Origin of the sequence: Bacillus cereus group sp. BceL062 (assembly GCF_051780025.1) — a bacterium.
GTDB lineage: Bacteria > Bacillota > Bacilli > Bacillales > Bacillaceae_G > Bacillus_A > Bacillus_A toyonensis.
In genome coordinates, this window is the sequence record NZ_JBPWGY010000019.1 from 37,708 (window position 1) to 52,408 (window position 14,701).

Sequence of the window (14,701 nt, forward strand, 5' to 3'; positions counted from 1 at the left end):
TTTTAATGTTTTAAGTTACTTAAATCAAGTGTTTTTATTTATTTTTGTTCGTTTTTTTTCGACAAATAAAAAAGTCCTATCAAAATAGGACCTTATTATATTTACTTGTTCATTTCTTGAATGCTTATTCTTATCTACTTATATATTCGTCTACTATTGCTTGTAATTTTTGTCTCCATTTTTCCCTATCTTTAGTTTCATTTGATCTATCTTTCAATTTTGAAACTTTGTTCATAAAGGAGAATTTATCCACTGGAATTTTCTTTCTAAATATGATGTTTTCGTAGTCCTCAGCGGATTCAACAATTCTCAATTCAATTGTTTCTTCTGTTCCTTTGACCGAATGATTTGTTAAATAAAAATCTAATGCTGCGTAATCCTCAATATTCTTTTTAATCTCTTCCTCAATAACAGTGTGGTACTTGCTATTTTGAATTGCTTCTTTTATTTCATTAAAATGAGGACTATATTTATGAAGAAATCCACGATATAAATTTATAGATTTTTGCATATATAAAAAGCCATATGGTAAATTAAATTTATTTATCGCATTGTAATAGTAACCTTCCGATTTCATAAAGTGTTTTAGCATCATATCAAATTTTTTGTAAGAAAAACCAATACCAGATATTTTTCTTATTTCATTAAATAATACATCTGGATAATCTTTTATCAATGTTAATAATTCATTAGATTTTTCTTTATTTTTACGTTTAGTCTCCCCACCAAATGACTCTGGATTACTTAATTCACAAGCTAGATATCTTTCTTCATTATAAACTGCTAAACCTCTAATACTTTTACCAAAATGCCTAGCATGTAGCCCCTGCCCTTCTGTTGTATCTTTGTAGAGTTTATATATTTGAATTGGATTATTACATGAAGGACATACTGCATAGTATCTCCCTTCTTTACCACTCATATCATAATAAGGTGATTTCTTATGAGTTTGATTTTCATAATTGTATACAGTCAATTTAAATATTTCATTACTATCTGTTTTCAATTTAAATATATTCATTTGCGTGCCTTCCTTTATAATGATTTCTACCTAAATATCATCAATTTTTACATCTAGTAATTCTTTAACTTGTACTTAATAAATAGTAAATTACATGCCGCTAAAATGATTCTTCAGCTTCTCTTAATCTTTTTCCTCTTTCATCTGTATAGGTAACTTCTTTAATTTCCAAAAACTCTTCTTCATTAAAAACAATCACTTCTCTTTCCACATGTAAGCCTAAGGAAAAAGCATAATCTTTTTCTATTATTTCTTTCATAGGACATAAATTCTCATAAAACAAGATACTTTTAATTGGAACTTCTACTGCAACTTGAACCTCTTTACAATAGCGATTAGGATCAATAGTAAACGAAGATAACATATTAGTTTTTATTTTGGATGAGTCTTTATAAAAATAATCTAGCTCATTTCGATTTAAACCTCGATATAGTAATACATTGTTTGTTTTACACTCTGTTTTAAGTTTTTCTTGTGTTACATTATTTAGCCGAGCAATTTCCGTTTTCATTTCTTGTTCAATCATTGTATAACCTGGTTTATTTTTGATTTTGTTAATAATATGTTCTCGATAACCAAATGTCACGTTAAACGGAACCTCAAAAATAGAGCATACCATTTCAGTTAGCAAAAATTTTGCTTCCTGTTCATCATTACTGCCACCAACCCATGAAGATATATTTTCGAACAGCCCCTTTAATTCTGGCCAATCGCCAAAGAGTAAGTAATCCAAATGTTTATTTTTAACATGTAGTCTTTGTGCTAAATCCAATTTGATTTCACTCTCCTTTTATACAAAATAAGATAACTATTAAAGTTATTTTTGTTCCCTTAATTTTACCACTTAAAATTCTTTATTTTCAAAAAAAAGAGGATGCATTTTGAATACATCCTCTTTTTTATTTCACAACAATTTTCACTTTTGCCCCGTCTGGTAATTTCTCCACTTTGTTACCTATATACGAGCCAGCGCCGCGATTATCAGCTGGTTTTATATATTTAATATCCGCACCTTTTCCGCCTTCACGACACATAGCCATTGGGTATTCATCCCGATCATATCCTTTTTTCGTTGGAAAATTTGCTAAAGACTGTTTTCTTCTTTCAGCGGCACCATCTCGATCAATTGTACAAATATCTGTCTTACCATTTGCAATCGCATCTTTAATATGTGCCGCGGTTTCTGGATACTTATTTGATGGAAACCCTATAACTTGTGCAATATCTTGTGATCCACTCGCTTGTTTTGCATGATTTGAATTTTGAATTGCTGAACATCCCGAAAATAATAATCCCATTACTAAAAAACTACTTACAGCCCCTTTAAAATTCATTATGCTCCCCCTTATGAAAACCTTAATTGAATTCGCTAAATACATAATCATAAAATGCATCTGCAACATTTTCCACCAAATCATAAGAAACATACTTCTCCAACGCTTTCATTAACATAGGCTTTTCATCTTTAAAATCAATCGTATAATCCATTAAGAAACTCCAATTCCAGGATGGAATTGCAATCAAACAACTATGCTTCATTGCATGTTCACAAAAATAAACGCTGGGTGCTTCATAATTTTTTAGAACTTCAAAATTCACAAGATTCATCTATACCCCTCCTATTCTTTATTACTTAAATTAGAGTATTTCTTATATCTTTTTTGCATGTCGTTGGTAAAAGCTACACTGACTAGAATTGCTAATGCTAAGTACATAATATATTTAAAACCCGTATACTCTACAACAACTATACTTCCAATAATAAGAACTATCGTGGTAAGAATTGAGATGATAAAAATACGTTCGTACTTTTGAGATTTATTTTCCTGTTCTAATTTCCCCTCTTTCATATTCTGGTTTCCTCCTTTGGATTCTTATAAAGTAAAATCCTCCATTGTTTTACGGATTTCATCAGCTTCTACACCGATGTATTGTAGTGTTTGTCTTTGCGTCGCATGACCAAATAACTTCATCAAATAATACACATCTTTCATTTTTTTATAATACTGATAGCCAAACGTTTTCCGCATACTATGTGTTCCCCAATGATCTGAATCAATCCCACAAGCCTGTGCTCCTTTATGCAAAAACGTATGAGCCATTTGTCTTGTGATTGGCTTATCTCCTTGACGACTTGGAAATAGCCAATCAGAATCAGCTCGATTACTTGTGTACTTCGCAATCTCTTGTTGTAAAACCGTATTGAAATATACTTCTACGGTTGTATCTGTTTTTTCCATTTTAATTTTTATAACATGCTTCCCTCGAACATCTTTTACACGTAATCGTAAAATATCACTAATGCGTAAACCTGTATTAATTCCAAAATAAAATAAAAAGTAATTTCGATATGAGGAATTTTGCAAAAGCCAATCTTTCATTTCTTCAATTTTTTCTATTGAACGAATTGGTTCTTTTGCCCCAGGTTTTCGTCCCCCTTTCGTCATAAAACATGACCTCCTAATTCTATGTTGTAAGCTATAATATGTAAAACTTAGTTTAACTATAACTATAATTTGTTAAACTGACAATCTTTTTCTTTTCATTTTATAGCGAAAAAAACCAGTAATACCATAGAAAAACGCATGATATCACTGATTCTTATGAGTTTAACATTTTGTATCTTTTGTAAAACTCATTTATTGAATAAAAAATTCCCTTCACAATTTGTGAAGGGGTCAGTATACATTGAAAGGGTACTTTCATTTTAATATGTAAAAGAAAAAACTCGTATTGATAAAATTCACTTTTTTAACTTAGTGTAATTCTTTTGTAAACCTATTTAAATACACCTCATGTTAAAAAAGTACGCGAAAATCTTTTATTTTATCTCATCTTGATTTAAATACATCTTATGTTGATGTTAAACATTTTAATTTAGGAAGATATCAAGAATACGTAGATAATTTAAATACATCTTATGTTAATGTTAAACGTTAAATTCACTTTGATTGACCTCAAGGGAGGAATATTTAAATACACCTTATGTTAATTTCATTTGCGTTACGATCTAAATGTTAATACTAAACACGGTGAGTACTTTGAAACGACAGTGTATCAAATATCTAAATACATCTTATGTTAATACTAAACCCCGATGAAATAAAGATAGATACTTTAACAGATGCGAAAAAAACTGATAAGATGGATATTAAACATTATATTACCAGTAACTAGATGTATCGTGTAACGGTTTTTGTGTTACACCCTTCAGAGCATGAAAAATGCCCACGCATCAATGTTTATTTACATTCGATACTACCTTACGGAGTGTTGGCACTTGGTAAATTTCTTATGTGCTACTTCTCCATTTATGGCGTGTAAATCCACCAGATTATTTAATATGGAACCCAATCACCTACATTAATCCAGGTATCCTAACTCTTCTATATACTCTTCCATACATTTTTTTGAATGCAATTTGCTTTGTACCGCTAATTGTTTATTTATAATATTTTCGATGTCATAGATAGAAATGTTTTTCGCCGCATTATAATCAGCATGTGTTTTATATCCACACTGCTTACATTCAAAAACAGCTTGTGTACAACGATTTTCTTTACAAATATATCCGCATTGACTACATCGTTGACTCGTATATGCTGGGGCAATTTTAATAACTTCGATTCCATGAATCTCTGCTTGATTTTTGATCTTCTCCTGCAAATCAAAATAAGTCCAATCTTTAAGAATCTTATCATTTTTTGATATACCTTTTAAAAGTTCCATTTGAATACGCCCACAATTATGCTTTAGACACTGTTTCACTATATAGTTTGCATATTTATGATTAGTACTATTTCGAAACTTAGCTATTTTATTACTTAACACGTCTATTGGCTGTAATCGTTTCGTCCTACCTTTTCCAGTTCTGCTATTACTACAATATTTACTTTGTTTCAATAAATTGATACGTCTCTGTCGAATTCTTTCATTAAATATTTTAATTTCATCACTTTTAATATTGCTACGAATAAATCCTTCATTAAATGCAAAGTAAACTGTATTTATTCCACCCATATCAATTCCCATGATTAATTCTTTATCAAATTTATTTTCTTTTATAGCATTGAATTTATAAGTAATTGATAAATACCACTTATTTTTGTATTTATGAATCATACATGCGCCTTTGCTGTATGTTTGATTCATTAATCGATCTAAAATAACTTTCATGCTTTTTTGTTTTTGAGTAGATAACTTTACAAAAATCTTCCCTTTTGGGACATCGTCATTTTCCTTATGAAAATCTCGCGAAAAAAGAGATATACCAGCAATATAATCTCCATTCTTCTCTTTTATTATGTCTACTGAATTATTATGGAGATCAATTGGTATGCGATTTCGAAAAGAAGGAATTGACATCTCACCTTTTCTAATTTCATTTCTTCTACTCTTCCACGTTTTTATAATTTTTTGAAGAGTGGTAGACATGTTTCCCTTATGTATATCTGGATATTTACTTTGTAATGTATGGTATATATAACCATCAATTTTCTTCTGTGTACACCCATACAAATCTTGGACAGTAGGGTAGCTCCCTCTTTCTTTAAAGTAGTCAAAAGATAAAGCATCAAACTCCCATAATTGTTGGATGGTTCGATTACTTATCGTTCTGACCTGATATGTTAAGTTTCGTAAATGCTTTTCAAATATTGTCCAATCGACATTCATTGGACATAAAATTTGATATTTCATTATCTTAATTGTTACTCCCAAAATGTCACCTCTTCATGGCCCTGATGTCACCATCCTAACCAAATCAGCAATAATTATACTATTAGTTACATTTGTGCTAATTTGAATCAGTAACAGATTAACTCCAATCAAAGATCAAAAATTAAACCCAAAATATTATTGAATGAATATATAATCATTATTGAAGAGTAAACTGTAGGTCACAGATACATGTTAAAAAAGGAAAGCACTTTATTTAAAGTGTTTTCCTCTCCTTCTTATTATCACAATGGAGGCTTCACAATGAAAGAACATAAGAAACAGAAATCATATTATATAAGAGAGTATACGTTAAGAGATAAAAGTACTAAATCCATTAGGGTTGAACCCTGGCGCTCTTTTAAAGAGGAAATGAAGGTGCTTGGTATTACGGATAATGACATTTTTCAAATTCAACTAATTAAGCGTGTGTGAAATTGAAAATCCTTTTATATATTTTGTAAAACTAACTATTTTCCCATCTCACAATATACAATTTAAAATATTATATATATTCTGTTAAATAATATATAATTAAACAATAGTTTACTTTTATTATAAATTATTTATAATACGGAAATATTCTTGAGGAGGGATTTATCATGTTCAAAAAATCATCAAATAATGAACAAGCTAGTGTTATTACTGCTAGTGAAACTTATGATGTATTTTTATTTCCCAATATTAGTGATAATCGATTCCATTTAATAACAAAAAACTTTCACAATATGGGATGTAATCATTTTGAGTTATATGTTGATACAGAAAATAACTTATTACATATTTATGATGATATTGGCTGGGGTACAAGAGGAACAAGTGCAATCAATAGAATTAATAAAGACTTAATAGACCAAATATACACTTCTCTACACCTATCTAATTCCGAAGAAGCCAAAGTCCTTATCTATTTCCCTGAAAGCAACACGAAAGGTGTAGGCATTGTCACATACGGTTATCATGCAAAAGAAGGTGAATATGGTTTCGGACATCCTTTTGATGAAACGAGTACATATGAACCATTTATCAGCATGGCTAAGCAACGAAAATACTAAAGTAATCCTCAAGCTTTATTTGGGTCTAAACGACTATATAAGTATTAACCAAAAGGGGAGGAATTCAAATGAAATATATAAATTATAAATACGCAGATGGAAACACTGGTTATTATATTAATGAACCAGGTGTAGGTTGGAAATATGCACATGGAAATGCTGGTGGTCATCACCTTCCAGGCGGGGGCGTTCATTAACAAATAACACCTACAGATATATCTGTAGGTGTTATTTGTTAATTTATTTATGATTGTAAAATTCCTTGTATTTCTTCAATACGTAAATTCGTAAATTTTGCAATATCCTCAATTGGCATTCCATTTTTATGCATTCCACGAATCAATTGGATTTTGCCTTCTTCAATTCCCTCTTGACGCCCTTCTTTCTTTCCTTCATTACGAGCATGAGCGAACTTCGCGGCTTCATCCATCAAAGCTTTCTCCCTTGCTTCATACGCTTGTCGGAAAGAAGAATCTTGACTCATACGTTCCCATTTATTCATCGCTTTTTGTAAAATCGGGTCTTGGTTCATCGCAATATCCTCCAATGTTTGGGTTAGGTGTTCATCCTCATTCGCTGGAAGTAATAACAACCAACGAACAAATGAATCTTCCCAGGGATTTAATTGTTCATTCCGCCATTGTTGCATGAGTTTTGGAATCTCCACGATGTGAACTTCGATATCACTACTCAATATCTTCTGTTGTTGTTGATTCCATAGGATTCCTGTTGTATGAAATGCTTCATATTCTGGAAACATCACAAAGTTTAATAAATTAATCGTAATTGTTTTATGAAGAGAACTATATGGCATTCCTTTTTGAAGTTGGGATGTGTATAGCCTTCCCCAGTAATATAAACTTCTCTTAATCATATCATGATTATTATTTAGCTGTATTTCCACATTTACCTTTGTTCCCGTATCTAATGTTGCGGAAATATCTAAAATTGATAATTTATCCTCTTCATGTTCTCGATGCAAGTGTGGGTCTTCTAATTGCAAGGAAACAATTGGGGATTCTAAAGAACCTTGTAACATAGCATTTAAAAAGGCAATTAAAATATCTTCATTTCCACTTGTGCCAAATAATTGTTTAAAAGCAAAATCAATGCGTAAATTCACTAATTGTTGGTTGGACATGGGTTTTCCTCTCCCCATCTCATAAGATGTTTTTCTTTCATTGTACATAAAAGAGCGATATGCATGCAAACAAGCTCTTACGTAAATATACATAAGGGCCTGTTTATAGCGTTTGCTTCATAGAACGAACAATTATTGATTGTAAAAAAACTTGAATTTATTATACAAAATAACACAATTAATTCAACAAATCCTTTCGGCTATTAGCCTAATTTATCAAAATATAGAATTTTTTGTAAAATTAAACCCAAAAACTATACCAATTAATGTATGATGAATATAAGGGATACAAGACTAGCTATGAAATACATCATATCTCGACTTTTTATATTATAAAAAAATATGAATGGGAGAATGATAGTATGTTGAAAAAGAAACTAGGTAAATTAGGTGCAAGTGCTATAGCGTTAGGAGTTATACTTCCTTCAACAGCTGTGTTTGCAGAAGAATCAACTCCAGTTCCGACTGTAAATTATGAACAAAATAATGTAGCTAGTGAAACACAAAATCAGGAATTGAGTGTTGAAGTGTATGATAAAAACGATAATTTAGTTAAAGTTTATACAAAAGAAGAAATTGAAGCGTTTAATGCGCAATTCTCTGTTAATCCTACATCAGCGTTCCAATATATTGATAATGTAGGTCCGTTAGCTTTAAATACAACATCTTTTAGTAAAGCACAATTTAGTAGTTCACTATGGATTAGAGGTGGAGCAACATTTAAAAAACCTCAAAGTGTTGCGGTAGAATCCCCTGGTACTACAAATGGATTAGGGATTTATGTATATCATGATGGATCTCAAGAAGGTAGATATAAAGTAAATGGTTCGTTTACTGGAGGATTAAATATACCAATTGGGCACCTTACAAAAGATTATACGTATTATAGTCTAAAACTCGCAAATATGAGTGAATATGGTGGTACAATTACTTTAAGTGGTGGAACAGTTTTCCATCAATAAAACAATAAGTTGATAATTCTATTCACATGAAAAATGAGGAGATTTTAATATTAATTTCTTCAAAATTATATATTAATAAAAGAAAAACACTCAATTGAGTGTTTTTCTTTTATTAATATGAGTATGATTCTCTGTCTAGTATTAAATTGTTTTTTCTCAATAGCTTATTATAATTACTGGGAAAGGAAAAGAATAAAATCTATCCCAAAATTTGATATAATAAAAAGAATATTCTATATAAAAATATAATTACCGTAACATGAATGATGAATATTACAAAGTTAGGAATAATTAAGGAGGTAATTAAATGGGAAAGGGAAAATTGTTATGTATTTCTGTATTATCACTTGTTTTACTGTGTTCCTGTCAGGGGAATACAGAAGAACCCAAGAGTGAAGGTTCAAAAGTTATGGATGTAGTTAATAAAACTGTAGATAAAAAATCTTTTGTTAGTGCTGCTATATGGGACGAAAATACAAGAAGGTTAGATATAGAAATTGCTGATACTGAAGATTCATCTAAAGTAAAAAAAGAAATTAATAATCAACTGAATAATCAAGGGATTAAGCCGTACACAATCAATATAAAGGAACGGGATATGATGGTTGTGGAGAAAGAAAAAAGATGGAATAAGGTTACCGGCTCTATTTTGGAAAATATATTTACCAAAAATGAGTATAAGGGTTCAGAGATCCATCAAATGAATATTGAAACAGAACAGCCGTATGTTTTAACTATAAATGCAAAAATTAGTAGCGCTGATTCAGGTGCCAAAGAATTTGGGAAGAAATTAGAAAAAGAAATTACTGATCTGTTTAAAACAGAAGAAGTAAGCAAATGGATTGGAGGCGACTCTTACATTATCGAAATTTATAGTAACGATAAACAAAAAATTAATTTATAAGATAAGCAATGAATCCCCTCTATTAAAAAAAGAAAAGATTTATGAATTTTACCAAAAGATATAAAATGTTAAACCTATAAAACCCAATGATTTCAGTATGTATGCATGAGATCACTGGGTTTTTATTTGGATATTATAAAAAGAGATAAACTTAGTTTTATTTTTTAAATATTATTTGATTTAAAAAACGCCCTTCACACGCTTGAGGAAGGAGTCTTCTGTCAGAAAACGATAAAATAACAAAAAGCCTTGCTGTAGAAACAAGACTTTTCCCCTTTTATTTTTGTTCGATTGCATACCGACTATCTTCGGAAACACATAAACTTGCTGTATTCACTTTTATACTACATTTTCCTAATCGCCTCTTTACTTCCGATTGTAATTTTTCATTTGCTTCCTCTAAAGAACTTGCTGGAATAATTGTAGATTGTGAGCCTGTTACCTTGCCACTATACATCACTGAAAAGTTCAATTCATATTGATGTATCAAGATTTCTCCACTCCTTTTTTCATGGATTTCCTCACAGATCATTCTTATTTGTCGCTTGCTCCTGTAGTTTTTGAAGATGGGTACGCATTTGCGGTACATACCAGCTTTTTCTTAATCGGATGATCGCAATTCCCACAATTAAAATCAAAAAGGCTTGTAGGGGTCACCATATCATTTCGGGAAAATTGTACGCTAAGGACTACAAACCCTTATTATTACAGTGTTTTTTAAAGATGAGTGCATGTTCAGAAAGATAAAAATCTAAGTTTAATTGAACATTGATTTATTTACACACTTTATGAACACAGTTATAGCTAGAAAACGTTGATATTATTGAGTTTTATCATCTGTCCATAAACATAAGATTTTCTGGACAGATGTCTCTTAACGTACAGAAAACGCTTGAAATGTGTCCAAATTGTGTCTAAACGTACAATTTTCCCGAAATGGTATGGTGAGGCCTTGTAGGAAAATATCTTGTGTTTCCCATAACGTGCACAAAAACAGAAGACTTCCCGAACAAAAATAATACATGGCCAATAATAGGTTTATATTTGCGATTATCATTTGTTTCTTTACAACCGCGGCTATTCCTGCCAAAACAAGCGTACAAACTCCTATACTTAGCACAATATATGCAATAACCTTAAAAAAAATCATCCCTACACCCCTTTTTCTCTAAAAACTCATTTAAACCACTTAAAAGACCAAATAAAAGACGTAATCCTTTTCAATACCAAATGTATTGATAAACTCTTTAAAATCAATTACAAACGAATCTGAAACGTCATTTTTTCTGAAACGGAAACTTTTTGTGTTGAAAATCATATATGCATTGTTTTCCAACACATCCAATTGAAACGCCTGTAAAAAAGGTTGCACCAGCGATTTTCAATCCCCATTGCCACATGTTTTCCTGTAAAAAATGATGTGAAACATAAAGGCATACCCCTGTACAAATAATGATCCAGATTCCATATTCATCATATTTTCTTTGTTCTAACTTTTGTTCATGAAACGGATATACTTGGATAAACAAAAAGGCTATCAGCAAAACTGACAGCCCAATTCCCAATACGATCATTCTTTATCGCCCCATTTCCACTCGATTAAACCTCTTTATAGCGCTTCTGTAACAATTGCTGTACACGTGCCGCATACATTTTAAAATAAGGAATGTTTTGCGCGGCAACCTTTCCAAAGTCCATTTGCATTAATGTTTCCTCTAACAGTTTGAACTCAAATTCTAGGAATTTATCATGTTGTTTCTGAATGGAATGCGGGATATTATGCAAAGCATCTACAATGTCTCGTACATACGTTACACTGTATTCGTCTTCCTCTGCATAGGAAAAGACATTTCGAATTAATACAAACGTTTCTTGCAATATTTCATATCCAATGTGATGCAATACATTTTGATGTATCAACTCCCCCTCATTCCTTTCTCTATGGTCCTTCAATTCCTGTATTGATTTGAAACTCGTAATTTTCTACAAACCATTTGTCACCTTCTAATAATAAATTTAATTTCATTGTGTGTTTTTCTTGTTGTTCTGTTCCATCTATCGTTACAAGATAATCATATTTAACCGTTACATCCGCTTTATTATCAGCGGTTTTGATATAGTACATATCTGTTATCTTTGCTTTCGTTTGAATATGCATAGAGCCATCATCTTCTATATGTTTATGTTCATCCTCTGGCGCGTTTAATAATTTGTTTCGTGCTTCTCCTGTTATCATTTCTTTGATTTTCTCAAACCCTGGCTTTTCTTTTTGTTTATTATCATTCTGTATTAACAGCTCTACAAACTGTTTCGCCACTTCTTGCCCTTTATCTTGGGTATTTTCTGTTAAAACTGTCACGCGCTTTTCCAATGCTCGATTCTCTGTTTTTAGCTCTTTTACTTGTTCCGTCCATTTCTTTTCCGTTTGCTCGACTTTGTGCTGTAAAGTGCGATTTTGATTCCATAACCATAAACTGATACCCACCAGTACAAGTATGACTAAACCAACGATTCCCTGTTTCATCCCTAATCCTCCCTTTCTTTCCGCTTATTTCGGCAAATACGGCGCTGGGTCGACTTGACCAAACATCAAAGATGTTTTGATCTCAAAGTGAAGATGTGGCCCCGTTACCTGCCCTGTTCTTCCGCAAACTCCTACCTGTTGACCAACTCCAATATTTTGCCCTTCCTGTACAGTAATAGACGACATATGACCGTATAAACTCCAATATCCATTCCCATGATTAATGACAACTACGTTTCCATAGCCGCCAAAACCCGAACCAGAAGCGCCAAATTTCGCCCACTCTACAACGCCACCTTTCGACGCGGCAATTGCGGTGACACCGTCCTGGCAAGAATAATCAATACCTTTATGAATTGTGCCCCAGCGTGGTCCAAATGGGCTTGTAATCGTTGTTTGAGCGATAGGACGAATAAACCCTTGTGAGCTTGCTGATCCAGTATCTACAACGCCGCCTGGCTTTCCCGCTTCACAATTAAAAGTAAGGCCGCCCATTTGCGCCACAAATTTTGTTACTAATACAGGCCATAACCCATTTGTACCATGTGGATCATTTGCGGCTCCTGGTGGTGCGTATTTTGCTCCAATTGCTTCTATTGTTGTAATCCCCATACCGATATAGTTTTTATATAAGTTTCGCGCCATAGCGTTGATTCCTTCATCCAAAGTGGCAAACTTCATAAACCCTTTCATTTGTGAACTGCTAGGGTCCATGAGGCCCCCAGGATTGTTATAGTTCTTTACTGCATTAGAAGTACCGTTACCCGTTTCCAATCTTGCAATGGCCGCTAGTAAAACGGGATCGATTTGGTTTTGTGTTCCTGCATTTAAAAAGGCTTGTGCTTTCCCTGTAAAAACGCCGCCCAGGTGGGGTTGTAGTTCTTCTGGTGCCACTGTTTTTCCACCTGGCCGACAAACCGTCATTCCATTACTTGGGATGGTTGCTGGCGCTTCCTCTTCTTTTTTGCCAATGCCTTGCCCCAAAATGATAAATAAAAGAAATCCAATACAGACGAACAATCCTATAGTGAAAGTAGAACTCCCAAAAAGAAATGTCAGTAACCAGGATTTCTTTTTCTTCTTCTTTTTTTGTTCTTGCGTAATATCTTCTTGTATCGCTTTATCTACGACTTCTTTTATTTCTGGTTTCATCTCATCCCTCCCCCCTTACGAAACGAATCATAATTGATTTGAATGCTTTTTAACGATTACCCCATATGCAAGAGCTAAAAGAATGGGTATAATCGCAAAAGTATGAAATAGAAACGTTAATACAGTAGATTGCTGGTTTTGTATAAAGTCTAATAATCCAAAATGACCGATTCCTACAAACCAAATGAAAAAGGCTAGTTTGGCCCTATCATCAATACGACAATGTGTCTCCCGATGGATGATTTGAAGAGTAAGAAGAATGAGCGTATACCAAATAAGTAACCCTAAGCCAATCCATCCTAACAAGTCTGTAGGCCATTCTCTCTGTATGAAAAGAACGATTATATTCATCCACCCCAAACACCCGATACAAAGAAAAATACTGATACTCACCATTTTCATGCAAGTTAATCCCAAATGTTTCATATCTATATCGCTCCTTTTTTCATAAAAAGATAGTAAAGTCCTATAAAACTAGGACTCTACTCATCTTTTTTTGGTGGCTCCAAATCATCTAAGTTATCTAAGTTTTGTGGATCAGTAGAAGGCATCCAATTTTCACTTCCAGCGGCTACAGCTCCATATTGTATATCTGGCGTATCGATCGTTACCGCTTTTTCTTGAATCGGCTCACTTTTGCTTACTTCTTTCTCATTTACTTGTGCCAAATCAGAAGTGGAAACGGATTCTGTTGGGATAAACGAGTCAGAAGAGTTCGACACTTGTACAGTTGACTCGACATCTATATTAGGTTTTTTAGCAACAATTTGCCCTGTTTCACTCACTTCTGCAGAAATAGCATCTGGAATGTCGGCATTTGATATAGGAGAACTTGTTTCTGTTGTACGTGGGACAATGACACCTTCTTCACTTACATCTGTACGAATTGTATCTGGTATTAACGGTTCATTTACATCTGTTTCAATCGGCGTGGATACTTCCTGTGTTGAGATTTCTTGTTGTGGGATATTTGTTGAAATGTCCTGTTCTGACTGGATTTCTTCTCTTGAAATATCCATCGGGATTTCTTCTGTTGGAATGTCTTGTTGTGGGATATCGGATGGGATTTCTTCAAATGTTTCATGATCTGCTGATACTTCCTCTAATGGAAGTTCTTGCGTTGGTACTTCTGTCTGGATTTCTTCATATACTTCCATATCGTTTGGAACTTCTTCTAGTGGTATTTCTTGTTCTGGTACCTCTGTTTGGATTTCTTCATATGCTTC

General features: G+C 32.7%; 19 protein-coding genes and 2 pseudogenes. 5 read left to right on the forward strand and 16 right to left on the reverse strand.

What is annotated here, in order from left to right; translation table 11 throughout:
- Positions 1-130: 130 nt before the first annotated feature.
- From ACS2MN_RS28940 to ACS2MN_RS28970, 7 genes are all read right to left on the reverse strand, one after another.
- On the reverse strand, positions 131-1,021 hold the full coding sequence (locus tag ACS2MN_RS28940; RefSeq protein WP_438894836.1) for a hypothetical protein: 891 nt from the start codon (positions 1,019-1,021) through the stop codon (positions 131-133).
- A 100-nt stretch (positions 1,022-1,121) separates the two neighbouring features.
- Complete coding sequence (locus ACS2MN_RS28945) at positions 1,122-1,793, reverse strand: hypothetical protein (protein WP_438894837.1); 672 nt, start codon at positions 1,791-1,793, stop codon at positions 1,122-1,124.
- A gap of 127 nt (positions 1,794-1,920) precedes the next feature.
- Positions 1,921-2,355, reverse strand: coding sequence for a NucA/NucB deoxyribonuclease domain-containing protein (locus ACS2MN_RS28950; protein ID WP_438894838.1), 435 nt, complete (start codon positions 2,353-2,355; stop codon positions 1,921-1,923).
- 22 nt (positions 2,356-2,377) lie between these two features.
- Positions 2,378-2,629, reverse strand: a complete 252-nt coding sequence (locus ACS2MN_RS28955; RefSeq protein WP_098001567.1) for a YueH family protein — start codon at positions 2,627-2,629, stop codon at positions 2,378-2,380.
- A gap of 11 nt (positions 2,630-2,640) precedes the next feature.
- Positions 2,641-2,871: a hypothetical protein gene (locus ACS2MN_RS28960; RefSeq protein WP_438894839.1), complete on the reverse strand. Its 231-nt coding sequence runs from the start codon at positions 2,869-2,871 to the stop codon at positions 2,641-2,643.
- 24 nt (positions 2,872-2,895) lie between these two features.
- Entirely contained in the window at positions 2,896-3,468 is a 573-nt protein-coding gene (locus ACS2MN_RS28965; RefSeq protein ID WP_438894840.1) for a tyrosine-type recombinase/integrase, read from the reverse strand.
- 916 nt (positions 3,469-4,384) lie between these two features.
- Positions 4,385-5,740: an RNA-guided endonuclease TnpB family protein gene (locus ACS2MN_RS28970; RefSeq protein ID WP_438894841.1), complete on the reverse strand. Its 1,356-nt coding sequence runs from the start codon at positions 5,738-5,740 to the stop codon at positions 4,385-4,387.
- Between the two features lie 261 nt (positions 5,741-6,001).
- Between ACS2MN_RS28970 and ACS2MN_RS28975 the strand changes: the two genes are divergently transcribed.
- The 3 genes from ACS2MN_RS28975 (at position 6,002) to ACS2MN_RS28985 (ending at position 6,989) form a co-directional block, all read left to right on the forward strand.
- Positions 6,002-6,172, forward strand: coding sequence for a hypothetical protein (locus tag ACS2MN_RS28975; RefSeq protein WP_168388058.1), 171 nt, complete (start codon positions 6,002-6,004; stop codon positions 6,170-6,172).
- 167 nt (positions 6,173-6,339) lie between these two features.
- Positions 6,340-6,792: a hypothetical protein gene (locus ACS2MN_RS28980; protein ID WP_438894842.1), complete on the forward strand. Its 453-nt coding sequence runs from the start codon at positions 6,340-6,342 to the stop codon at positions 6,790-6,792.
- Between the two features lie 68 nt (positions 6,793-6,860).
- Positions 6,861-6,989 carry a hypothetical protein gene (locus tag ACS2MN_RS28985; RefSeq protein WP_256972365.1) on the forward strand — a complete coding sequence of 43 codons (129 nt, stop codon included), beginning with the start codon at positions 6,861-6,863 and terminating at the stop codon, positions 6,987-6,989.
- A 47-nt stretch (positions 6,990-7,036) separates the two neighbouring features.
- On the opposite strand, the gene ACS2MN_RS28990 is transcribed toward ACS2MN_RS28985, so the two are convergent.
- On the reverse strand, positions 7,037-7,933 hold the full coding sequence (locus ACS2MN_RS28990; RefSeq protein WP_438894843.1) for an Rpn family recombination-promoting nuclease/putative transposase: 897 nt from the start codon (positions 7,931-7,933) through the stop codon (positions 7,037-7,039).
- 362 nt (positions 7,934-8,295) lie between these two features.
- Here ACS2MN_RS28990 and ACS2MN_RS28995 point away from each other — a divergent pair, with 362 nt between their 5' ends.
- Positions 8,296-8,895, forward strand: coding sequence for a hypothetical protein (locus ACS2MN_RS28995; protein ID WP_438894844.1), 600 nt, complete (start codon positions 8,296-8,298; stop codon positions 8,893-8,895).
- Between the two features lie 307 nt (positions 8,896-9,202).
- The gene (locus tag ACS2MN_RS29000; RefSeq protein ID WP_438894845.1) at positions 9,203-9,799 is read left to right on the forward strand and encodes a DUF4030 domain-containing protein; all 597 of its coding nucleotides are present in this window, start codon (positions 9,203-9,205) and stop codon (positions 9,797-9,799) included.
- Between the two features lie 277 nt (positions 9,800-10,076).
- On the opposite strand, the gene ACS2MN_RS29005 is transcribed toward ACS2MN_RS29000, so the two are convergent.
- The 8 genes and pseudogenes from ACS2MN_RS29005 to ACS2MN_RS29040 all read right to left on the reverse strand — a co-directional run.
- A complete protein-coding gene (locus ACS2MN_RS29005) occupies positions 10,077-10,289 on the reverse strand; it encodes a hypothetical protein (protein WP_087969588.1) in 213 nt (70 codons plus the stop codon).
- Between the two features lie 450 nt (positions 10,290-10,739).
- Positions 10,740-10,949: pseudogene (locus ACS2MN_RS29010) on the reverse strand (hypothetical protein); the annotation flags it as partial.
- Positions 10,950-11,076: 127 nt separating this feature from the next.
- Positions 11,077-11,373: a hypothetical protein gene (locus ACS2MN_RS29015; protein WP_086387827.1), complete on the reverse strand. Its 297-nt coding sequence runs from the start codon at positions 11,371-11,373 to the stop codon at positions 11,077-11,079.
- 25 nt (positions 11,374-11,398) lie between these two features.
- Positions 11,399-11,719 carry a hypothetical protein gene (locus ACS2MN_RS29020; RefSeq protein ID WP_438894846.1) on the reverse strand — a complete coding sequence of 107 codons (321 nt, stop codon included), beginning with the start codon at positions 11,717-11,719 and terminating at the stop codon, positions 11,399-11,401.
- Positions 11,720-11,738: 19 nt separating this feature from the next.
- On the reverse strand, positions 11,739-12,323 hold the full coding sequence (locus tag ACS2MN_RS29025) for a hypothetical protein (protein WP_431188011.1): 585 nt from the start codon (positions 12,321-12,323) through the stop codon (positions 11,739-11,741).
- Between the two features lie 24 nt (positions 12,324-12,347).
- A complete protein-coding gene (locus ACS2MN_RS29030) occupies positions 12,348-13,475 on the reverse strand; it encodes a peptidoglycan DD-metalloendopeptidase family protein (RefSeq protein WP_438894847.1) in 1,128 nt (375 codons plus the stop codon).
- A 27-nt stretch (positions 13,476-13,502) separates the two neighbouring features.
- Positions 13,503-13,901 carry a hypothetical protein gene (locus tag ACS2MN_RS29035; RefSeq protein ID WP_086387823.1) on the reverse strand — a complete coding sequence of 133 codons (399 nt, stop codon included), beginning with the start codon at positions 13,899-13,901 and terminating at the stop codon, positions 13,503-13,505.
- Positions 13,902-13,957: 56 nt separating this feature from the next.
- A pseudogene (locus ACS2MN_RS29040) lies at positions 13,958-14,701 on the reverse strand (CPBP family intramembrane glutamate endopeptidase); the annotation flags it as partial.